This window comes from Antrihabitans auranticaus (assembly GCF_016481275.1).
Lineage (GTDB): Bacteria > Actinomycetota > Actinomycetes > Mycobacteriales > Mycobacteriaceae > Antrihabitans.
This window is the reverse complement of the sequence record NZ_JAEMNW010000004.1, coordinates 343,923-364,208: the sequence shown is the minus strand read 5'-3', so window position 1 is coordinate 364,208 and position 20,286 is coordinate 343,923. Positions and strand designations below refer to the sequence as shown.

Here is a 20,286-nt window from a genome sequence, read left to right as displayed (position 1 = left end):
CGCGAAAGGCCTAGACCAGCGGCTGACAGCGCCGGACGCACTACGCGGCTTTGCCTTCCGCAAGTTCTGTGTCGGGCCCGAGTACGCCGCTGACGGGGAGGCTGCGCTGACTCGGCCGCCCGAGCAGGGACCGCACCGAAAACCTACCCTTGCCAGGGTCGTAAGCGCGGTGTGGCAGCCAGATCAAGGCGTGCGCTATCCAGAACTTTGCAACGTGCAGGTATACGACGAACCAGGTTCTTGCGCCACGAAAGTTGTGTTGCTGAAACGTGCGAACACCGGCCCATGCGTACGACGTGTACGCAATAGGGGACGTCAGCGCCCGGCGCGGCGATATGTCGACCCAGAGGTCGCTCAGCTGCCTGATGCGCTCGGGTTCTTTGACGATGCACAGAGCGAGGTCCATGTCCTCATGAATGTCCTGCCGGGCGCTCGCCTTTCCTCGCACCTTGTCCCACGTCGACTTGCGAATTGCCATGTTCGCACCGTGGAGATTGGCGATCGATCGATCGCCACCGACGAGTCCTCGATTGATCTGAAACTGGACGGCTACACGCTTCAGGGTCCGAAACGGCGAGTCGTAAGAATTGTTCAACCCGCACACCGCGCCGACTTCGGCGCTGGCTTCGCGCGCGAAATAGTCCCTGAGGACCGTTGCCCAGTCGTGCCGGACGCGCGTGTCGGCGTCGATCCGCCCGATTATGTGCCCGGTGGCGGCGTCGAAACCCGCATTTCGCGCTGCGGCAACACCGGGCGTTCGTTCGACCACGATCTTCACGACGGGATTGTCTTCGGCAACTCGTCGGACCAGTTCGGGCGTCCTATCCGTCGAATTGTTGTCGACCACAATGATTTCGTGCAGTTGGTCCCGCTGTGCAAGCAGAGCGTCGAGGCATTGAAGTATGTAGTGCTCTTCGTTGTATGCGGGTATGACGACAGACAACGTCACAGCATTCACAATCGGCTCGCCCCATGGTTGCAACGGAAAGAATGACCCCACTGAAGCGCCGCACATCCGCGCTCGACGCCCGTCGAACTATCCCCCGCCAGGATCTCCGTCGGAACGTTTGATCGCACGGTGAACAAAACCCTTGCCTCAGTTGGCGAACCACGCCGCCACCGCGCCCTCATGCGGTCTACGCCGTGTTTGCCCGTTTCGTGTCGAGTCAAGTTAACAATCAGCGAACAGTGCACGACGAGTAAACGCGGTTCCGCGAATTCTTAGCTGACGGTTCGACATTGAACGAATCTCACCCTCACAATTCTCGCGTGGACTTACAGCTGTTTCTTTTGATCATCGTCGTGATAACCGCACTGGCTTTCGATTTCACCAACGGTTTCCATGACACAGGCAACGCGATGGCTACCTCGATTGCCAGTGGCGCTCTGAAGCCGAAGGTCGCGGTGACGTTGTCTGCGTCGCTGAACCTTGTCGGCGCCTTCCTGTCGACCGCCGTCGCGGCGACGATCGCGAAGGGGTTGGTCGACTCCGGGCTGGTCACTCTGGAACTCGTTTTCGCCGGCCTTGTCGGCGGCATCGTCTGGAACCTGCTCACCTGGCTGCTGGGCATCCCGTCCAGCTCGTCCCACGCGTTGATCGGCGGCATCGTCGGCGCGATGATCGCTGCGGTCGGCGGCCACGGCGTCATCTGGCGCGGTCTGGTGTCGACGGTGATCGTTCCTGCCATGCTTGCGCCGATCATCGCCATGCTGGTGGCCAGCGTCGGAACTTGGCTGGTGTACCGCACAACCCGTGGGGTTCCCGAGAAACGCACAGACAAGGGTTTCCGCTACGGCCAGATCGGCTCCGCTTCTCTCGTTTCGCTCGCGCACGGTACCAACGACGCGCAGAAGACGATGGGTGTCATCTTCCTGGCGCTGATCTCCTACGGAGCCGCCAGCAAGACCGACACATTGCCGCCCTTCTGGGTCATCTTCTCCTGCGCTGCTGCAATTGCGCTGGGCACCTATCTCGGTGGTTGGCGCGTCATCCGCACGCTGGGCAAGGGCCTCGTCGAGATCAAGTCCCCGCAGGGTATGGCAGCCGAAACATCCTCCGCGGCAATCATCCTGCTGTCCAGCCACTTCGGCTTCTCGCTGTCCACGACCCACGTCGCGACGGGTTCCATCCTGGGCAGCGGCGTCGGAAAGCCGGGCGCCCAAGTCCGCTGGGGCGTGGCAGGCCGCATGGCTGCAGCTTGGTTGATCACCTTGCCGTCCGCAGGCATCGTCGGCGCTCTCACTTACTTCCTGGTGCACGGCATCGGCGGCTACGCAGGCACTGCTATCGGTTTCGGTCTGCTGGTCGCGGTCTCGGCGGCAATTTGGCTCAAGTCGCGTCAAGCACCGATCGACCACAACAATGTCAACGCCGAGTGGGAAGGCAACCTGACCGCTGGCACCAGAGAGAAGGCGCCGGCCCCGAAGTCCGCGGCAACTGTCTAGCCTGATCCGAAACTGGAGACACACAACATGAGTTCCTGGTTCAACTACACCGCCGTGTGGCAGATCATCGTCGCTGGACTGTTGGTCGGTGCCGGACTTCCTGCCCTGTTCGCCGTTGCGGTTCGGCTCAATGCGGAGGGTTCCGGCGTCGCAACCGGCCACGGCGGCGCCGCCGTATCGACCCGCAACCCTGTGTTCGTCGCAGTCAGTTGGCTGATCTTCGGCGTCGTGCTGCTCGCGGTGGTCGCCGGAGTGCTGTTCATCGCTCGCGACTTCATCGGCCATCAGACCGGCCTGTACCTCTTCGGCGCCAAGCCCAAGTAGCATCACGCACGTCCTCGGCAGAGGGTGTCGGGGGGACCACCTACGCGGAAGCTGAGCTGTGAACCGATTTCTCAACGCGATCGTCGCATGGTTACGCGACGGATACCCCGACGGTGTGCCGCCGGCGGACTCGGTGCCGCTCTTGGCGCTGTTGTCTCGGCGTCTGACGAACGACGAAGTCAAGGAAGTCGCCGGTGCTCTGATCGAGCGTGGCGAGTTCGATCACGTCGATATCGGCGTGTTGATCACCGCAGTCACCGACGAACTCCCGAAGTCGGAAGACGTCGAACGAGTGCGGGCGCGACTCGCGAAAAAGGGCTGGCCCCTCGATGATCGGCGCGATAGCGAGGATCTGCAGTAGCTTCGGACTACACCAGCGTTCCGGTGTCAGCCGGTCTGCGGATTGGCGTAGACGCGGACCGGCGTGACCAGAAAGGCCGTGCGGATCGTCGGGGCGGCCTAACCTCCCGCCGAGTGTGCAGTTGCTGTCGCCGTTACCCGACATTTGCGACGGTATCTGCACACTCGGCGGGTCGCATCGCAGGAGGTCCGCAGTCAACTGTCGAGACATCGCTACTGCGACCTCGCCCGCCGCGCAAGCATCACACCGATCCCAGCGGCTCCGGCACTGACCGACTGGGCGTGCATTTCGGGACGGAACCGGTGTGACGGGCCCGTCACGCTGACGGCCGCGACCGTCGCACCGGCCGAATCACGTACGGGCGCAGCCACGCACACGATGCCCTCCGCCGATTCTTCGAATTCGTAGGCGACGCCGTCGGCGACTATGCGCTCGAGTTGCGCCGCGAGCTGGCCCGGCATCACCCTGGTGTTGCGTGTGAACCTAGGCAACGGTCCCGACAGGACGCGCTCCCGCACCTGCGGGTCGGCGTAGGCAAGAAGTATCTTGCCAATCGCTGTGCAGTGCAACGGCATCCGGCCACCGAGCCGCGACGGCGCAGTTGCCTGCTGATGTCCGCCGATCTTCGACAGGTACACCACCTCGGCGCCTTCGAGCACGCCGAGGTGCACGGTCTCGCCGGTCCGTACGTACAGATCTTCGAGGAACGGAATAGCGACCTCGAGAAGTCCGCGCTCCACCGACGCCCGCATCCCGAGTTCGAACAGTTGCCCGCCGAGACGGTAGCCGCCGTCGGCACGCTCGAGGAGTTGAGCGTCGATCATGTCGGCGGCGACTCGATGCAACGTGCCCTTCGGGATGGTCGTGCGCCGCGCCAACTCGGCGAGACTCAGCACCGAGTCGTCGATGCCGAATGCGCGCAGCACCGCCATCACCTTGCCGAGCACCGTCGACGTGTCCACCGCTCCACGATAGCCCCGACGTTCCACTGAGCGGAACGGACTACTGGAGTTCGACACCGTGCACCACCGACACTTCACACATCCGCCTAGCAGTCTGGAAAACGATGAACACACGACTACGCACGACGACAGAAGCCGTCACGACCGCCGCCGACCGGTTGCGTGCCGCCGAACTGACTCGCATGCCCTGCGACCCGGTGCGAGACTTGATCGGCTCGGCTGATCTCGACGCGGCTTACGCTGTGCAGCAACGAAATATCGACGCCCGGATCGATGCCGGCGCTACTGTGGTCGGCCGCAAGATCGGCTTGACCTCCGAAGCGGTGCAGCGCCAGTTGGGTGTCCACCAGCCGGATTTGGGCGTGCTCCTCGACGACATGCAGTGCGCGGGCGACGAACCGATCGCGATCACCCGCCTGCTGCAGCCCAAGATCGAGGCCGAGATAGCCTTCGTACTCGCCGAAGACCTCACGGACGGTCCGTTCGACGTCTCCCGAATCCGAGCCGCGATCGCCTACGCGGTGGCCGCACTCGAGATCGTCGACAGCAGAATTGCCAACTGGGACATCACTTTCGGTGACACCGTTGCCGACAACGGTTCGAGCGGCTTGTTCGTACTCGGCGACGAACGTCGAACACTGGACGACTTCGATCCCGTCGCCGCGCAAATGCGTATGCGGATCGACGGCGCCGCGGTGTCCGAGGGCAACGGGGCCGCCTGCCTCGGCGACCCCCTCAATGCCGTTGCGTGGCTTGCGAAGACCGCCCACGAGTTCGGCAGGCCGCTGCGTGCCGGCCACGTGATCCTGTCCGGAGCGCTGGGGCCGATGGCACCGGTTGCGGCCGGCAACACAGTTACCGCCGAAGTGACCGGCCTCGGCTCGGTTACCGCGACATTCATCCAGGAGTGATCTCATGACAACCAAGACGAAAGTTGCCATCATCGGGTCCGGCAACATCGGCACCGACCTGATGATCAAGGTGATCCGGAACTCCGTCGGGCTGGAAATGGGCGCGATGGTCGGGATAGACCCGAACTCCGACGGTTTGGCACGTGCCCGCCGACTCGGCGTTCCGACCACGTCCGACGGCGTGGAGGGCCTGATTGGGCTACCCAACTTCGCCGAGATCGACGTCGTGTTCGACGCCACCTCAGCGAAAGCCCACATCGCGAACGCAGCACTGCTCGAGCCTTTCGGAAAGCGCCTGATCGACCTCACACCAGCGGCGATCGGCCCGTTCGTCGTCCCCGCCGTCAACCTCGCCGATCACGAGGACGCGCCCAACGTCAACATGGTCACTTGCGGCGGCCAAGCGACCATCCCGATCGTGGCAGCCGTATCGCGCGTCGCGCCCGTTCCGTACGCAGAGATCGTCGCCTCGATCGCGTCCAAATCAGCAGGTCCCGGTACTCGCGCAAACATCGACGAGTTCACCGAAACAACCACGCACGCGATCGAATCGGTCGGCGGTGCGCAGCGGGGCAAGGCAGTTATCATCCTGAACCCCGCCGATCCCCCGCTCATCATGCGCGACACGGTCTACTGCCTCGTTGCCGCGGGCGACGAAGCGACCCATGACCGAATTCGCGAGTCGGTCAAGCAAATGGTGTCCGACGTCGCGAGCTACGTTCCTGGCTACCGCCTCAAACAAGAAATCCAAATCACGGCGCTGCCAACGGATCAGCCGGTGCATACGTTGCTTGCGGAAACGCCGTCAGCACATCCCACCCACCAGGTTTCGGTGTTCCTCGAAGTCGAAGGTGCCGCACACTACCTGCCCGCGTATGCGGGCAACCTCGACATCATGACGTCCGCGGCGATGCGTTACGCCGAGGCCATCGCGTCCAAAGCTGCTTCAGCAAAGAAGGTTTCCGCACGATGACAACTCAATTGTTCGTTCAGGACGTCACCCTGCGTGATGGTATGCACGCCGTTCGGCACCGCATCACGCCCGAAGCAGTCGGTCGGATCGTCGCGGCACTCGATGCCGCCGGAGTCGACGCCATCGAAGTTGCGCACGGCGACGGCCTGGCGGGAGGCAGCCTGAACTACGGGCCCGGCAGCCACACCGACTGGGAGTGGATCGAAGCCGCGGCCGCGGCCGTCACCCATGCACGGCTGACCACTCTGCTGCTTCCCGGAATCGGGACCATCGCGCACCTGCGGCAGGCGTACAAGCTCGGCGTCCGGTCGGTGCGAGTTGCGACGCATTGCACGGAGGCCGATGTCGCCGCTCAGCACATCGCAACGGCGCGCGAACTCGGTATGGACGTATCGGGTTTCCTCATGATGAGCCACATGACGAGCCCAACCGAACTCGCCGGGCAGGCAAAACTGATGGAAAGCTATGGTGCACACTGCGTTTACGTCACAGACTCCGGTGGCCGGCTGACGATGGCCGGCGTTCGTGACCGCGTCCGCGCCTATCGGCAGGTGCTCGATTCGGAGACCGAGATAGGCATCCACGCACACGAGAACCTGTCGTTGTCCGTCGCCAATTCTGTTGTGGCGGTGGAAGAGGGCGCGACGCGTGTCGATGCATCGCTCGCGGGTCACGGTGCCGGGGCGGGCAACTGCCCGATCGAACCGTTCATCGCGGTGGCGGATCTGCAAGGCTGGAAACACAATTGCGATGTCTTCGCCCTGCAGGATGCCGCCGACGATATCGTGCGACCACTGCAAGACCGGCCTGTGCGGGTCGACCGGGAGACCCTCACGCTTGGCTACGCGGGCGTGTACTCCTCGTTCCTCCGCCATGCCGAAACTGCCGCGAAGCGCTACGACCTGGACGTGCGCACCATCCTGCTCGAAGTCGGCCGCCGAGGCCTGGTCGGCGGGCAGGAGGACCTCATCGTCGACATCGCCCTCGACCTCGCCGCCGCGACGCAAGCACTGTAAGCCACGCGAGGCCCGCAGCGCGTGTGACCCTAGGTGCCGTCGGTGCCGCTCCCGCTACTCGACGGCATCCGTTCACGAAGCCACTCGACGAGGTCCGTCGCGCTGCGGGTCTGCATCCAGAGCCGACCCGGACCCGTGAACTCGGTGACGATGCCCTCGCCACCGAGGAACATCGACTTCCACCCACCGGCCTTGCGGATCCGGTACTGGACCGACTCGTCGAACGCCACGACGTGGCCGGAATCGAGCGTCACCGGTTCGCCGGCTGCGAGCGTCAACGACCGAATGGCGCCGTAACTGGACAACAGAATTTCGCCATTTCCACTGCACCGCAACAGAACGATCCCGGCGCCGCTGAAGAAACCTTTGCTGCCGCCCCATTTGGAGTCGACGTCGACCGTCGGGTCGGATGCGAGCCAGCAGCCGGACTGGACCAGGAGCGCAGTTCCCCCGGTGACGCTGGTTTCGACCAGGTCGCCGGGAAGGGCGCCGGCAACACCGACGATGCCACCCCGCTCACTGGTGAAGTCGTTGACGAAAAAGCTTGCCCCACCGAGGGATCGGCGCAGGCCCTTCAAGAAGCCGCCACGAGTCGACGTGGTGATCGAGACGTCTCCGCGCATCATCGCCATCGCGCCCGCCTCGACCCGAACCGCTCCGCCGACGGGGACACTGATCTCGGCATACGCGAACGCAGGCCCGCAACTGATGACTGTCTCCATGAATTCCTCCGAAAGGACTGTTGAACGAAGTCATACGAGCTGCCCTACGGTATCGCGGACCGGAGGTCCTAACGGTTATAACCCGTGACGGGGCGACGTAGTGCCGCGACCGTCCGCGAGTAGAGGCCGAGTTTGATCTCCCCCAGTACCGGGCTCCGAGTATGGGCGACACCCTGGGCGTATTCGATCGCAGACTGCAAAACACGCGAGTCGTCTTCGGCGGCGTCGACCAGACCCATATTCCGAGCATCGACTCCGCCATAGCGACGGCCTGTCGTGAGCGCCTCGTGACCGGCGCGCGCAGGGAGCCGAGCTGCCGCAAGCGACAGGACGCCTGGTGCGTACGACGCACCGAGCGCTATTCCGGGCAGGCAGAAGTATCCACGGTCGGCGCGCATGACCGTGTGGTCGTGGGCAATTGCCAAGAATGCGCCTGCCCCGAACGTATGCCCCTGGAGGGCAGCAACCGTGGGTATGGGGAGAACCAGGAGTCGAGCGAGCAGCACTTGAATTTCAGTGAGCAACCAATCGATCCGACCCGGGTTCGCGACACCCCAATCCAAGTCTGCGCCGGTCGAAAAGAACTTGCCGTGCGCCGTTGTGACGAGTGCTCGCGGACCATCCGTTGCTTCGACCTCGCCCAACAGCGCGTTGACCGAGTCCAGCCATTCCGGGGTGAATCGATTTTCTGAGTTCGGCGAATCCGGTTCGCCCAGGTACAGGATCGACACGTCTCCAGAGCGGGCAAGGTAGGGCATGCAGTCACCTTTCACATAAGTGCAGCGCTATCGCGGTGCCGGACATGGCGGCAACGACATGCGTCGCTCACCGTGCTGCGCGAGTACATTTCCCGTGGGGTTCGTCGCCACGGCCTCAGCAGATCGCCGTCCGCGTCAAGTGACACTCGGTCGTTATGTGCTGAAGGGGCGGCGCACCGGCAGATGTGGGGGCAGCGCCGTTTAGAAGCGACCCGTCACGCATAGGTGACACCCGTCAACTTCTCCGACAGCGCCCAGAGGCGTGACGCATTATCGTTGTCGCGCAACGGTTTCCACAGTTTCTGCGCACCGGGCGGACCGCCGACGTTGCCTGGCCACTGCGGACCGTAAAAGCCGCCGTCTCTCGACTCGGGCGCCGCCACAGCCATCAGGGCGGGGAGTTTTGCGCTGTCCACCGTTCCGACGATGATTCCGCGCGCCGACAGCCAGCGGATTATCCGAACCTCCCTGGTGTCGCCGGTGCGGCCAACTTCCGGGCGTGCCGCGAGCAGGCTGGTCGGGGCGACGCCGGGGTGGGAGATGTTGCTCGTGATCCCCCAGCCTGCTGCGCTGCTACGACGACTCAGTTCGAGACCGAACAGCCCACATGCGATCTTCGACTGTCGGTAGGAGCGCATGCCGTCGTATGTGCGCTCCCAGTTCGGATCGTCCCAGTTGATCGCGCCGCTGCGCGCCGCGACGCTCGACTGAGTCGTCACCCGTGCCTGACCTGCCTGCAGCAGAGGTAGCAGGTGGCCGGTGAGCGCGAAGTGGCTGAGGTGGTTGGTCCCGAACTGCAACTCGAAGCCGTCGGCGGTGGTTTGTCGCTCTGGCGGCGTCATGACGCCTGCGTTGTTGACAAGGAAATGGATCGGCGAACCGTCGGCACGTAGCTGCTCGCCGAGCGCCGCAACCGACGCCAGTGACGACAGATCCACCTCCCGCAGAACAAGTTTCGCAGCTGGATGGCGAGCCCGGATCTTCGCGACCGCCGCCTCGCCCTTGTGTGGGTTTCGGACCGGAAGAACGACTTCCGCACCCGCACCTGCAAGCTTCGTCGCGATTCCGAGTCCGATGCCATCGCTCGCTCCGGTGACCACCGCCCGCTTTCCGGAGAGGTCGGGTACTGCGATGTCGTACTGCTTGTCTGACATGGGCTCACTCCTGATGTCGACCCGTGGTGCACCGTTCGGTGCCTGCGGACGAGCCTGCCTCGCGACGTGGGAATTATCCACGACTTGACGATCCGTGGCTGAGCGATCCGGGGTGCGAGAGGATGCATGCATGATCGATCGAGCGGGGCTTGCCGAGTTTCTCCTCGGCCGCCGTGAGGCGTTGCAGCCGGAGGATGTGGGGCTGCTGCGTGGTCAGCGGCGCCGAACTCCTGGTTTGCGGCGCGAGGAGGTCGCGGCGCTGTGTCACATGTCGCCCGACTACTTCGCGCGTCTGGAGCGTGCAACCGGCCCACAGCCGTCAGAGCAGATGATCGCTTCGATTGCGCAGGGACTGCACTTGTCGCGTGACGAGCGCGATCACCTTTTTCGCCTCGCCGGACACCAACCGCCCGCTCGGGACGCCGATCGTGAGTACATCAGTCCGGGAATGCTGCGAATCTTCGACCGGCTGACCGACGACACACCTGCTGAGATCGTCACCGAACTCGGTGAGACGCTGCGCCAAACGCCGCTCGGCGTCGCGCTCGTAGGCGACCTGAGCCGCCTCACCGGCCCAGCGCGAAGCATCGGTTACCGATGGTTCACCGATCCAGCGGCCCGTGCTCTGCATCCGCCTGAGGATCACCAGTTCTACTCGCGAATGTACGTTTCAGGACTGCGTGGCGTACTCACGCTGCGTGGACCCAAGTCGAAAGCCGCTCACCTGGCAGAGTTGCTAACCGACCGCAGCGAGCAATTCCGCACATTGTGGAAGGAGCACGAAATCGGCATCCGCCCGAAAGCGATCAAACGATACTTGCACCCCACCGTCGGGCCTCTGGAACTGAACTGTCAAATCTTGCTGGACCCAGAGCAATCGAACTTGTTGCTCGTGTACACGGCAGTACCCGGGAGCGAAAGCTACGAGAAACTACAACTGCTGTCGGTCGTTGGCACAACGTCTATCTGAGACACGAGCGCGCGTCTAGCGTCGTGCGACGCACTCTTGGTACGGCGCGCCCGAGTTGAAGCAGTCGGCGAGCCCGGACTGAATGTCGCCCGAGGTCGGCGGCTCGCCGCAGAGAATTCCGCATCGCTGGTAGTTCGGCACGAACGACCCGTCCGGGAGTCGGCAGGCATCGGTACAGGTGTAGAGGCGTCTGTTCGGATCTATCGGCATCAGATCGGGCGAATAAGACCATACCCACGCATCGGTTCGCGCGACGCGCGTGCAATAAACGGTCCTGCCGTTCGACAGAAGGCCGACGGCGCCATGAACTGCGCAGTAATTGTTCAGACCGACCACCGGTGGCGGCGAGGCAGGCGCACCAGGTCCCGCAGAACCGGAGTCGATTCCGGGAATCGGTTCCGCCGCAACAGAACCGGCCGGCGATATCGCGACCAAAGCGAGGCCGAAAACCACGCCGGCGATCCGGATTGCGCGTGAAACGTGTGGCATGTTGTGTCCCCTCTGCGACGCTCATGACACCTCACCTGGTGTGCCTTCCAGTTTCCTCCTGACCAGCGGGCGGCTGTAGAGACCCCAGGTGTAGATGGTCAGGGTAGAGGGTGCGAATTATCAGCCCTCTAGCCGATTACGGCACGGGCGAGACCCGACCGGTGGCACATTCGGCTGCCAACCAGTCAAGATGCTGCTCTGCATTGCCGTTATTTCAGGCCAAGTAATTCAGCAGCCAGAGCCACCACAGCGGGTAGTACATCATGACAGTCACCTCCCTGAGCAGGTGCGGGTCCATGCATCGAGCGCGCTGTCCGGCCGTTCGCGGCCGACTTCGCGCCCTGATTCATGGCTGTGATTGATGTATCGCCCATTTCGACTGAAATGGAACATTTCAGGCCGAAATTGTTGTAACCCGTCAATACCGGGCGCGTGTCAGCCGATCTGCTCGAAAAGCGACACGATGATCCCTTCCGGCCCACGTACATACGCCATCCGGACGCTGTTCTCGTACTCACCGATGCCACCGACGAGCCCGTACCCGTCCGCAGCGACCGCATCCACGGCCGCCTGGAGATCGCCCACCTCGAAGGACACGTTGCGCAACCCAAGCTCGTTGGCCATCGCACTCGGCGATCCTGGTACATGGTCGGGGGTGACGAACATCGCGAGCTCCAGCCCGGACCCGCCGTTCGGCGGCTGCAGCATTGCGATTTCACAGCGCGCGCCCGGGATGCCGCACACGGTCTCTACGAACTCTCCCTCCACAGAACCGGTGCCCGCTACCTCGAGGCCAAGTCCGACGAAGAACGCCGTCGCAGCTTCGAGGTCCGCGACGGTGATGCCGATGTGGTCGAAACGTCGTACGTGTGCCATGGAATCCATCCTCCAATTGAGTTCTTTCGATTTCGACGCTGGGACGGAGCCGAGTCTCGGTTCTCGACATGCCAGGATCGAGAATTTCGCTGCGACAGCCTCGCATACGGCCATTACGCGGTCGGCGCGGTGATCAATGCCCGCGGATCTCCTCGATCTGCTCGCCGATGCGTTGCGCTTCGGCCCCGACATCTCCCCCGGCGTCGACGGTGGCTACCAGGCGGGTAATTTCGTCGATCAGCTGCTCCAATCGGATTGTGTACGGAAGTTGTTCCAATGCAACACGGTTGACCGGTGGCGGCTCGGCCGACGCCCGCTCGGCGCTCTGCCGTGCCAGGTGTGCTGATCGGTACGCATCATCGCGGGGTAGTTGTAACGCCGGGCGCGAACCGCCGACGGCGGCGGACAGATACGCATCGGCTGCGTCGGCTGCCCGACGCAGTCTTCCCGCGTCGGACATACGGCGCGCGCTCGGCCACAGGGCATAGCCGATCACGATGGCGATGAGTGCGCCGAGCGAGGTGTCGAACAGCCGCACAAGAGGAAGCACTACGTCGACCGTCCCGATCGACGACGCCAGCAGCGCAGCGGCGGTTACTCCGATCACGCTCAGCGCGTACAGTTTCGGGGCCAACAGCACACCGACTGCCAGTGCGCACGCTGCACCGATCGCGACCCCGACACCAGCAGGAGCCACGAGAAGGATCGCGGCCGCGCACACGGCCCCGACGACGGTTCCGGCGACGCGATTCACGGTGCGAACGAAAATGGACGCGTACTCCGGTCTCATGATGACGGCGACCGTGAGAGGCAACCAAAAAGAATGGGCTGCACCGTGCAGGGCACTGCTGACTGCTGTCGCCACGCCCATACTCACACCCAACCGGACACTTGCATCCAGTACTTCCCGTGACCGTAGCGACCTCGACGCCGCGGCCGCGCGGTCGGCGAATGGAAGATTCGCGGAGCCCGGAAACCGTTTCGGCGCATCGGAGAACGCGTCTGCAAGGGCACTCAGGCCTGGTGTCGTCGCGGGCAGTTCGACGAACTCAGTGGTCCTGACGTCCCCGGACCTCGCGTCTTCGGCCGCACGTCGCAGCGCGGCGACTGCAGCGGCAGGCACCTCGGTTCCCTCCGCGAAGAGCGCGGCCGCCGCGAATCCGGCCAACTCCGCACGGATATTGCGTCGCCCTGCCTGTGCGGTGGCCCACGCAGCCGCGAGTCGCGCACGGGCTACAGCCATATCGGGGCCACCGATTGCCTCGCACAGATCGGCGGCCGCGTCGAACACAGCAGCCGCCTCCTTGGAACCGGCGCCGCTGTCGAACAGCCACGGCCACAACCACACTGCGCCAACCGCGACGGTCCCGGCCAAGTACCACGAACATTGCGCCCACCACGGAACCGGCGATTGCCCGAATTGCCCGAACGCGAGTCCGATCGACAGCATCATTCCGAACCCTGGAGCCGCGGGGCTCAGCGAGCCAATCGCACCCGAAACCCCTGCGACCACAGTCGCAGTCAGAACGAGAGCTACCGGGGTGTCCGGTGTCAGTGCGGCGATCCCCAGGCCGACGACTGCGCCGACGGCCTGAAAGACCAGTGCAGTCAGTACTGCGCGATAGGTCTGTGTCTGAACGAAAGCGACCGCACACGCGGCGCCCAAGTAGGCGATCCCAACGACGTCGAGCGCTCCGAAGACCGCGCCCGCGAGCAGGATCGCGGCAACGACGGTGAGAGTTCGGATGGCCGGTCCCCATGCCATGGGAGCGCTGGATGGCCGCAATGCGTCGACTGTCGATGACCCGATGACTCCGAACGCTGATCGCATTGCCGGCACGGCCGAGATCACGCCGACCGATTTTGGAGCAGCGCGTGCAGTCTGCCGGGTTCGCAGAAGATACTCATGTGCCAGGCGTGCGGAAGCACGACGAACGTCGAACGCGCCAGACGACGATGCATTGCTTCCATGGCGACGACATCGGACACCGCATCATGTTCCGCTGCAATCACAGTGACGGGGCAGGAAATCGACGGGGTGCGGTCGGAACAGTCGAATGTAGCGATGGCTCTGAGCGCTGATGCCCATGATGCTCTTGGTGCGTCGCCGAGCGCTCGGCGGGCGTAGCGAACTGCGTGTCCATTGCGGTTTATTTCGTCGGGACCGAACCACCGTTGCAGGGAGCTATCGACGTCGACCGCACCTGCCGCGACGGCGTCCGCTGTGGCAGCGAACGCCGGGAACGGTGTGTCTCTGGTGCAGAGCAGCGTCAGGCGCGACACCAGATCAGGGCGAAGCAGAGCAAGTTCGAGCGCGACCTGGCCACCGAACGAGTGACCTACCACGTGCAACGCCGGCAGTCCCGAAAGGCGCTTCTCGGACAGCGACGCTGCCAGACGGGCTTGCAGCTCGTTTTCCGGGGAATTCGGCGGGGTGATGTTCGGAGCGAAGACGTCACCGTGCGCAGAAAGCATCGGCCGCACGTCGTCCCAGACCGCCGCCGTCAGCGGAGTTCCGTGTAACAGAAGCCATGATGTGCGCGGAGGGTCAGCAGAATCCGATTCCGTTGGCGCCGTATGCCGAGATTCGCAGATCTGCGCGGCACCGCCTTCCGTCGCACTATGACCAGCCATTCAAGACGCCCACGTCACCCAGCACTTATATCGCGTACGGGAGCGGGCCGCAAGACCCGTACTCAGGTGACCCGTGCCGCCACCAGGGTCTCGAAAGTGTAGGGCCGCAGACCATCGGTACGGCCGGCGAAGTACCGCTGCTCGAGGTCTGCACGTGAAGGATGGTCCATGACCTTCAGCCCGCACCGGCCGATCAGCCTCTCGATATCGGAGACCGGCCAGCCAGGCTGAAGAGGCTCGCCGACAGAAGCTGCGATCGGCGTGTAGATACGGGCGAATTCCGTCCCCACATCGTCGAGCGCACAGTCCTCGGCCCGGTAGGAGAACACCACCTCAGACCCGGGAGCAGCCGCCGCGATCGTGCGCAACCCTGACTCGATCGCCTGTGCCGTCAGATAGGGTGCGACGCCCGTCCAGCAGAACATCGCCGGCTGCGCCCAGTCGAACCCGGCCGGGCCCAGAGCATTCTGAACCGGTCCGGCCTCGAAATCAGTCGGCACGAATACCTGCGAGTCGCTGAGCGGCAGGCCGAGCTCCCTGACCCGCTCGAGCTTCCAGGCCTGGGACGCAGGGTGATCGACCTCGAACACCGTCAGCGGGCCGAGCAGATCCGGCCGCCGCCACGCGAACGAGTCGAGCCCCGCGCCAAGAATCACGTACTGCGTGAAGGCGCCAGCAGCCAGCCGGTCCTCGGCGTACCGGCTGCGGGTGCAGACAGCCGCGCGGGATTCGCGACGGACCGTGCTGGGGAACAGCGGATCGAACTGGTCTCGCAGCTGCTGCCAGACCGGGCCGACGAGTACCAGGGCCAGCACATCGTCCAGTACCCACGGCGACGCATTCTCCAGGCGAAACAAGCCACGCGACACGGCCGCAAACATCGCCGTCCTGCTCGGCGCGCTTTCCATGCTTTCCTCCTCGCCGACGAGAACCCAGCATGCCGACCACACTCGTCCCACTCTGCGCACTTCACAGGATGCGCCTGAAGTGCCCTGACAGCCATAGCCAGATCGCGCTTGTGCGCACGCTGACTGTCGTAGAGGAGTGCACATCGGGGGTGACGCAACTCGTGGCCGCTGCCTTGCGGCGGACTGCAATGGTGGTTCTCGACGAACCTTCGGTCGGCGTCGACGTCGCTGCGCGCGCAGATCTTTGGTCACCCAGCCACGACGGACTCCCGCGCTTTTCTGGGAGGCGGCGGGTGGAGTTCTTTGCCGGACGGCAACGGCGCCTGCTTCGGCTACGGCACGAATGGATCACGTCTACTCACGCGAACAGATCCTGTTCCTGGCCTACTGAATGATTCGCCGAACCATGACCCCGAAAGTGCTGTCATCCACTCGAGGGAGTGCGCACTTCCCATCCGATTCGGCACAATCGACAGCAGCGATCGCGCACCCGTCCGCCGGTGAAGTTCATCGATGGTCGCGCGAATTCAGCTGGTGCACAATGTAACTCAGTCCACTGGGGCAGGCCGGCCGATCGCCAAGGTCCGGGTCTACGTGGGGTGGTCCGGAACCTCTGGATTCGAGGAGTACCGATGCCTCAACGGCTCAGCGAGATCGACAGTTTGATGGCGCGGATGGAACAGGCTCTTGCGGTCAACGCCTCACAGGTCGTGTGGGTGTACGACCGGACTCTCGACATCGCTGCACTGCGAAGTTTCAACGAGCGACTGAAGAGTGGAATGCTCGGTCGCGCAATTGCACCCGCCGCCCTGGGAGCGGCCGGAGACAGCTGGACGCCGGCCACTCGTTTCGCACCGCTAGAGATCGATACGGGACCAATTCCGCTCGACCGCATGGAGAGTTGGCTGACCGAGCAGTCGCGCGCATACATCGACGCCTACGGCGGTCCGGCTTGGCGGCTTGCTGCAGTACCGCTGGAAGGCGGCGGCGCTATTGCATCGTTGCTCGTGTCGCATGCAATTGCCGACGGACTGCTCCTCATGCAATCGATCGCGGACGCGGTGCTCGACCGCGCTGTCGATCAGTCCTACTGCACCGAACGCAACTCGAAGTTGCTGCGGGGTCTCGGCGACGTCGTCGACGCCACCCGCAACATTGCCCGCGCACTGCGATTCCACGTCGCGCTGGCGCGCCGTGGACCGACTGGGCAGCGCGATTCGGTCGAAACCCCGCAAGTCCTGCAACCGCTGTCGACCGCGGTCCTCGAACTGAGCGAGGATTTCGAAATCCCCCGCGCGACCGCCCTCGTGCCCTCGACGGCGTGGCATGCTTCGGCGTCGAATCGGGGAGGCACCTCGACAGTCCTCGCACTCGCGGTCGCTGCCGACTTGGCCACTTCGTTGGGGCGCATATCGACGACGGGGACCGTGCAGCTCAAGATGCCTGTCAGCACTCGATTCCCACACGGCGACGGTCGGGCAAATGCCGTTCGAGGCATCACCCTGAACGTCGAGTGTGTACCGGTTCGCACCACGGATCTGCGGGAGTTGCGACATCAACTGAAGGAAGCGTTGAAGTCGGATCCGGAAGGAAAGAGCGACCCCCACGCTGCGTTGGCAGCGCTGCACAAAATCGTGCCACGGCCCCGACTGGCTCGAATCCTATCGAGTCCAGCGGCCGCGGATTACCTCGGAACAGTCGTTACGACTGTTGGGAAACCCGATTCTGCGGTGCTGCGCATCGACGGCAACAACGCTTCCTCGATGGCCGGGAGCTTGATCAATCGGACGGCGGAAGATCCCGTGCGCCTCGGTGCACTCGGTGGATCCCTTGCGATGACCGTTCTGGAAGTGGGTGGAACGGTCGCGCTTCGGGTTTCCGGTCTCCATCCGCCGAATCCTTTGACACGGCAGGAACTCTCGCAGGCCTTGAACGGGGTCCTCGGGCAGTACGGAATGGACGCTACGTTCTGGTAAACACCGGTGGGAGGACGGCTGTCAATCATCACGGTCAAGCCGATCTGCTCGCCCGCACCGGATTTCATGCGATTTCCATGGCGCAGATCGGCACAGACGCAGCGACAACCGGCTCCAGAATCTATCGCTATTCCGACAGCAAGCCCGCTGCAGGGGCGCCTACACCACACCTGTGCGCCCTTGAAGGCCACTTTGCCACTATCGGTACGAAAATGCCCCCTGCCTGCAGAAATATCGCTGCAGGTCAGAGGGCTTATCGACGCTCCCCCGGCTGGACTCGAACCAGCAACCGTTCGATTAACAGTCGAATGCTCTGCCAATTGAGCTACAGGGGATTGTGCTCGCGACCCGTCCGTCTCCGGCTGGACCGAAGTGGAACTCTAGCGTATGCCCTCGCGTCCACTCAAATTCCCTGGTCGGAGCCCGTGGGATGGGCTCGGATCGACATGCGTACCGGCCGTCAGGCAGGATAGATCAGGCTGCCTATGGGAGGAACGCAAGAATGATCGGACTGGTCGTCGTCGGCGCGGCGGGATACGTACTCGGCACCAAAGCTGGGCGCGCACGCTACGAGCAGATCAGCAAGGCCGCGCGAGTAGTTGCGACGAATCCCGCGACGAAGAAGATTCTCAGCGCCGGACGCCAGAAATTGTCCGACACTCTCAACACTCGTCCCCAACTCGAACCGCTGGAGCCGATCGACGAGCGGACGACCATCCTCGTCCCGCATGAGCACCTTCGCCGCTGAGCCGCACGCACCGCAAATCCCTCGTTTGCATGCCGAACAGGCGCTTAGCTGACCCAATCGCGAGTAACCGACACGACAGCAGCCCCGCCGACGACCAAGCGGTTCGGCACGCCCTCGAGCGGCAAGCTAGCCGGCAGCAAAGTCCTCGGTGTCGGCGTTGCCCATCGCCTGCTCGAGCAGACTGCGCCGATATTGCTCCAACGCAACAAGATCGCCGAAGAGCGCGTGGTAGTCGTCGGGTGCGTCGGCCGGCGAGATCCGCTGCAGCTTCGATTTCAGCTCGGCGACCTGCTTACCCACCCAAACCTCTTGCAGGCGCGCGAGAACGCCTGTGATGTACCGCGGAATGACGTCCTCGCCCGCCGGTAGGGACTCGACAGCGAGTTCCATGACCAGCGAGCGCGCGGTGAGGTCGGCAGTCTGGTCCGCAACCGTCGACACCCACTCGTTTCCGCCGAGCCCGGAGGCCGTCCCGCCGGCATCCGCGACCGCTTTCCGAACCGCCGCATAGGCGGGGTGCGTAAACGAGTCTCCGGGCAGCGAATCGAAGACCGAGCCGGCCAGTCCCGGGTATTGCAGCACAGCCTTCAACGCGTTCCGCTGCGGACGGAGACTCGGATCCGTCGACGACGGTGGCGCAGCAACGTGCTCGCGCGCCTTCGCCGGCCGCCGCCGCTGGGGTCCGCCGGTCGATGCGGTGCCGCCTTTGGCCGCTTCCTCGCCGACCCGCGCGATGACAGAGGGGATGTCGTCCCAACCGACCCACCCGGCGAGCCGGGTGGCGTACGCCTTGCGCAACGCGTCGTCCTTGATGCGCGCTACCGTTGGGACGGCACGGCGCAGTGCCTCGACCTGCCCCTCCGCCTCCTCGAGGTTGCACTCGGCGAGGACGCCCTTGATCGCGAACTCGAACAACGGAACTCGCCGCGCAACGAGATCACGCAAGGCCGCGTCGCCGGACCGCAACCGCAGATCGCACGGATCCTGACCGTCCGGCGCAACCGCGACATACGTCTGCCCCGCCAGGTTCTGGTCGCCCGCAAAGGCTTTCATCGCAGCCGACTGGCCCGCCGAATCGCCGTCGAAGGTGTAGATGATCTCGCCGCGCCAGAAGTTGTCGTCCATCAAGAGCCTGCGCAGCAGTGCGAGGTGCTCGTCACCGAACGCGGTACCGCACGCTGCTACAGCAGTTTTGACGCCCGCGAGATGCATGGCCATGACATCGGTGTAGCCCTCGACGATGACCGCCTGGTGCCCTTTCGCGATGTCGCGCTTCGCGTGGTCGAGACCGAACAAGACCTGAGACTTCTTGTACAGCATCGTTTCCGGCGTGTTGACGTATTTACCGGGCATGGTGTCGTCGTCGAACAGCTTGCGCGCACCGAACCCGATGACATCGCCGCCGAGGTTCCGGATCGGCCAGAGCAGCCGTCGATGGAATCGGTCGATGGGTCCGCGCTTGCCCTGCCGCGACAAACCGGCCGCCTCCAGTTCCTTGAACTCGAAGCCCTTCTGCAGCAGGTGCTTTGTCAGCGTGTCCCAGCCTTCCGGCGCGTACCCGCAGCCGAACTGGGCGGCCGCAGCGGCATCGAACTTGCGCTCCGTCAAGTACTTTCGCGCGGTCGCGGCGTCAGGACCGGCCAATCGCCCGGCATAGAACTCCTGTGCCGCCGCGTTGGCTGCGACGAGTCGAGAACGAGTCCCCCGGTCGCGCTGAACCGCAGTTCCGCCGCCCTCGTAGGAGATGGTGTAGCCGACTCGGTCCGCGAGCTGCTCGACCGCCTCGCCGAAACTCACGTGCTCGATCTTCTGCATGAACGAGTAGACGTCGCCACCCTCGCCGCAGCCGAAGCAATGGAACAAGCCATGGTTGGGGCGGACGTGGAAGGACGGCGATTTCTCGTCGTGGAACGGGCACAGACCCTTCATCGAGTCGCCGCCCGCACGGCGCAGTGACACGTATTCGCCGACGATGTCCTCGATGTGAACGCGCTCGCGAATGGCGGCGATATCGCGTTCTGGGATTCGACCGGCCACGAGGTGCGAGTCTATGCGCTCC

General features: G+C 64.0%; 20 protein-coding genes and 1 tRNA gene. 9 read left to right on the top strand and 12 right to left on the bottom strand.

Features of this window, described 5'->3' with window-relative positions:
• Nucleotides 1–40 precede the first annotated feature (40 nt).
• The gene (locus JGU72_RS19705; protein WP_307828521.1) at nucleotides 41–949 is read right to left on the bottom strand and encodes a glycosyltransferase family 2 protein; all 909 of its coding nucleotides are present in this window, start codon (nucleotides 947–949) and stop codon (nucleotides 41–43) included.
• Between the two features lie 320 nt (nucleotides 950–1,269).
• On the opposite strand from JGU72_RS19705, the gene JGU72_RS19700 reads away from it, so the two are divergent.
• Genes JGU72_RS19700 through JGU72_RS19690 form a run of 3 tightly spaced genes read left to right on the top strand, consistent with a single transcriptional unit; the run spans nucleotide 1,270 to nucleotide 3,130 of the window.
• Nucleotides 1,270–2,445: an inorganic phosphate transporter gene (locus tag JGU72_RS19700; RefSeq protein ID WP_199685748.1), complete on the top strand. Its 1,176-nt coding sequence runs from the start codon at nucleotides 1,270–1,272 to the stop codon at nucleotides 2,443–2,445.
• A 27-nt stretch (nucleotides 2,446–2,472) separates the two neighbouring features.
• Nucleotides 2,473–2,769 carry a hypothetical protein gene (locus tag JGU72_RS19695; RefSeq protein ID WP_199685747.1) on the top strand — a complete coding sequence of 99 codons (297 nt, stop codon included), beginning with the start codon at nucleotides 2,473–2,475 and terminating at the stop codon, nucleotides 2,767–2,769.
• A gap of 58 nt (nucleotides 2,770–2,827) precedes the next feature.
• On the top strand, nucleotides 2,828–3,130 hold the full coding sequence (locus JGU72_RS19690) for a DUF3349 domain-containing protein (protein WP_199685746.1): 303 nt from the start codon (nucleotides 2,828–2,830) through the stop codon (nucleotides 3,128–3,130).
• Between the two features lie 212 nt (nucleotides 3,131–3,342).
• Here the strand turns inward: JGU72_RS19690 and JGU72_RS19685 are convergent, their stop codons facing one another.
• A complete protein-coding gene (locus tag JGU72_RS19685; protein ID WP_199686102.1) occupies nucleotides 3,343–4,062 on the bottom strand; it encodes an IclR family transcriptional regulator in 720 nt (239 codons plus the stop codon).
• A 134-nt stretch (nucleotides 4,063–4,196) separates the two neighbouring features.
• On the opposite strand from JGU72_RS19685, the gene JGU72_RS19680 reads away from it, so the two are divergent.
• Genes JGU72_RS19680 through dmpG form a run of 3 tightly spaced genes read left to right on the top strand, consistent with a single transcriptional unit; the run spans nucleotide 4,197 to nucleotide 6,992 of the window.
• The gene (locus JGU72_RS19680; protein ID WP_199685745.1) at nucleotides 4,197–5,003 is read left to right on the top strand and encodes a 2-keto-4-pentenoate hydratase; all 807 of its coding nucleotides are present in this window, start codon (nucleotides 4,197–4,199) and stop codon (nucleotides 5,001–5,003) included.
• Between the two features lie 4 nt (nucleotides 5,004–5,007).
• Nucleotides 5,008–5,976, top strand: coding sequence for an acetaldehyde dehydrogenase (acetylating) (locus JGU72_RS19675; protein WP_199685744.1), 969 nt, complete (start codon nucleotides 5,008–5,010; stop codon nucleotides 5,974–5,976).
• Complete coding sequence (dmpG, locus tag JGU72_RS19670; protein ID WP_199685743.1) at nucleotides 5,973–6,992, top strand: 4-hydroxy-2-oxovalerate aldolase; 1,020 nt, start codon at nucleotides 5,973–5,975, stop codon at nucleotides 6,990–6,992. Before JGU72_RS19675 ends, dmpG begins: the two co-directional genes overlap by 4 nt.
• A gap of 29 nt (nucleotides 6,993–7,021) precedes the next feature.
• Here dmpG and JGU72_RS19665 read toward each other — a convergent pair whose 3' ends face one another.
• The 3 genes from JGU72_RS19665 to JGU72_RS19655 all read right to left on the bottom strand — a co-directional run bounded on the left by JGU72_RS19665 (nucleotide 7,022) and on the right by JGU72_RS19655 (nucleotide 9,626).
• The gene (locus JGU72_RS19665) at nucleotides 7,022–7,714 is read right to left on the bottom strand and encodes a TIGR00266 family protein (RefSeq protein ID WP_199685742.1); all 693 of its coding nucleotides are present in this window, start codon (nucleotides 7,712–7,714) and stop codon (nucleotides 7,022–7,024) included.
• A gap of 68 nt (nucleotides 7,715–7,782) precedes the next feature.
• Nucleotides 7,783–8,472, bottom strand: a complete 690-nt coding sequence (locus tag JGU72_RS19660; protein ID WP_199685741.1) for an enoyl-CoA hydratase/isomerase family protein — start codon at nucleotides 8,470–8,472, stop codon at nucleotides 7,783–7,785.
• Nucleotides 8,473–8,687: 215 nt separating this feature from the next.
• On the bottom strand, nucleotides 8,688–9,626 hold the full coding sequence (locus JGU72_RS19655) for an SDR family oxidoreductase (protein WP_199685740.1): 939 nt from the start codon (nucleotides 9,624–9,626) through the stop codon (nucleotides 8,688–8,690).
• A gap of 130 nt (nucleotides 9,627–9,756) precedes the next feature.
• Between JGU72_RS19655 and JGU72_RS19650 the strand changes: the two genes are divergently transcribed.
• Nucleotides 9,757–10,596 carry a helix-turn-helix transcriptional regulator gene (locus tag JGU72_RS19650; RefSeq protein WP_199685738.1) on the top strand — a complete coding sequence of 280 codons (840 nt, stop codon included), beginning with the start codon at nucleotides 9,757–9,759 and terminating at the stop codon, nucleotides 10,594–10,596.
• A 15-nt stretch (nucleotides 10,597–10,611) separates the two neighbouring features.
• Here the strand turns inward: JGU72_RS19650 and JGU72_RS19645 are convergent, their stop codons facing one another.
• The 5 genes from JGU72_RS19645 to JGU72_RS19625 all read right to left on the bottom strand — a co-directional run bounded on the left by JGU72_RS19645 (nucleotide 10,612) and on the right by JGU72_RS19625 (nucleotide 15,503).
• Nucleotides 10,612–11,085, bottom strand: a complete 474-nt coding sequence (locus JGU72_RS19645; protein WP_199685732.1) for a hypothetical protein — start codon at nucleotides 11,083–11,085, stop codon at nucleotides 10,612–10,614.
• 435 nt (nucleotides 11,086–11,520) lie between these two features.
• On the bottom strand, nucleotides 11,521–11,961 hold the full coding sequence (locus tag JGU72_RS19640) for a VOC family protein (protein WP_199685730.1): 441 nt from the start codon (nucleotides 11,959–11,961) through the stop codon (nucleotides 11,521–11,523).
• Nucleotides 11,962–12,094: 133 nt separating this feature from the next.
• Entirely contained in the window at nucleotides 12,095–13,813 is a 1,719-nt protein-coding gene (locus tag JGU72_RS31285; RefSeq protein ID WP_199685728.1) for an FUSC family protein, read from the bottom strand.
• Nucleotides 13,810–14,487, bottom strand: coding sequence for an alpha/beta fold hydrolase (locus tag JGU72_RS19630; RefSeq protein ID WP_267909256.1), 678 nt, complete (start codon nucleotides 14,485–14,487; stop codon nucleotides 13,810–13,812). Before JGU72_RS19630 ends, JGU72_RS31285 begins: the two co-directional genes overlap by 4 nt.
• A gap of 170 nt (nucleotides 14,488–14,657) precedes the next feature.
• Nucleotides 14,658–15,503 carry a class I SAM-dependent methyltransferase gene (locus JGU72_RS19625; protein ID WP_199685725.1) on the bottom strand — a complete coding sequence of 282 codons (846 nt, stop codon included), beginning with the start codon at nucleotides 15,501–15,503 and terminating at the stop codon, nucleotides 14,658–14,660.
• A gap of 632 nt (nucleotides 15,504–16,135) precedes the next feature.
• Here JGU72_RS19625 and JGU72_RS19620 point away from each other — a divergent pair.
• On the top strand, nucleotides 16,136–17,479 hold the full coding sequence (locus JGU72_RS19620; RefSeq protein ID WP_199685724.1) for a hypothetical protein: 1,344 nt from the start codon (nucleotides 16,136–16,138) through the stop codon (nucleotides 17,477–17,479).
• A 262-nt stretch (nucleotides 17,480–17,741) separates the two neighbouring features.
• Here the strand turns inward: JGU72_RS19620 and JGU72_RS19615 are convergent.
• Nucleotides 17,742–17,814: transfer RNA gene (locus tag JGU72_RS19615), tRNA-Asn, on the bottom strand.
• A 167-nt stretch (nucleotides 17,815–17,981) separates the two neighbouring features.
• Between JGU72_RS19615 and JGU72_RS19610 the strand changes: the two genes are divergently transcribed.
• Nucleotides 17,982–18,227, top strand: a complete 246-nt coding sequence (locus tag JGU72_RS19610; protein WP_199685722.1) for a hypothetical protein — start codon at nucleotides 17,982–17,984, stop codon at nucleotides 18,225–18,227.
• A gap of 126 nt (nucleotides 18,228–18,353) precedes the next feature.
• Here the strand turns inward: JGU72_RS19610 and dnaG are convergent, their stop codons facing one another.
• Nucleotides 18,354–20,264: a DNA primase gene (gene dnaG / locus JGU72_RS19605; RefSeq protein ID WP_199685720.1), complete on the bottom strand. Its 1,911-nt coding sequence runs from the start codon at nucleotides 20,262–20,264 to the stop codon at nucleotides 18,354–18,356.
• Nucleotides 20,265–20,286: the final 22 nt, after the last annotated feature.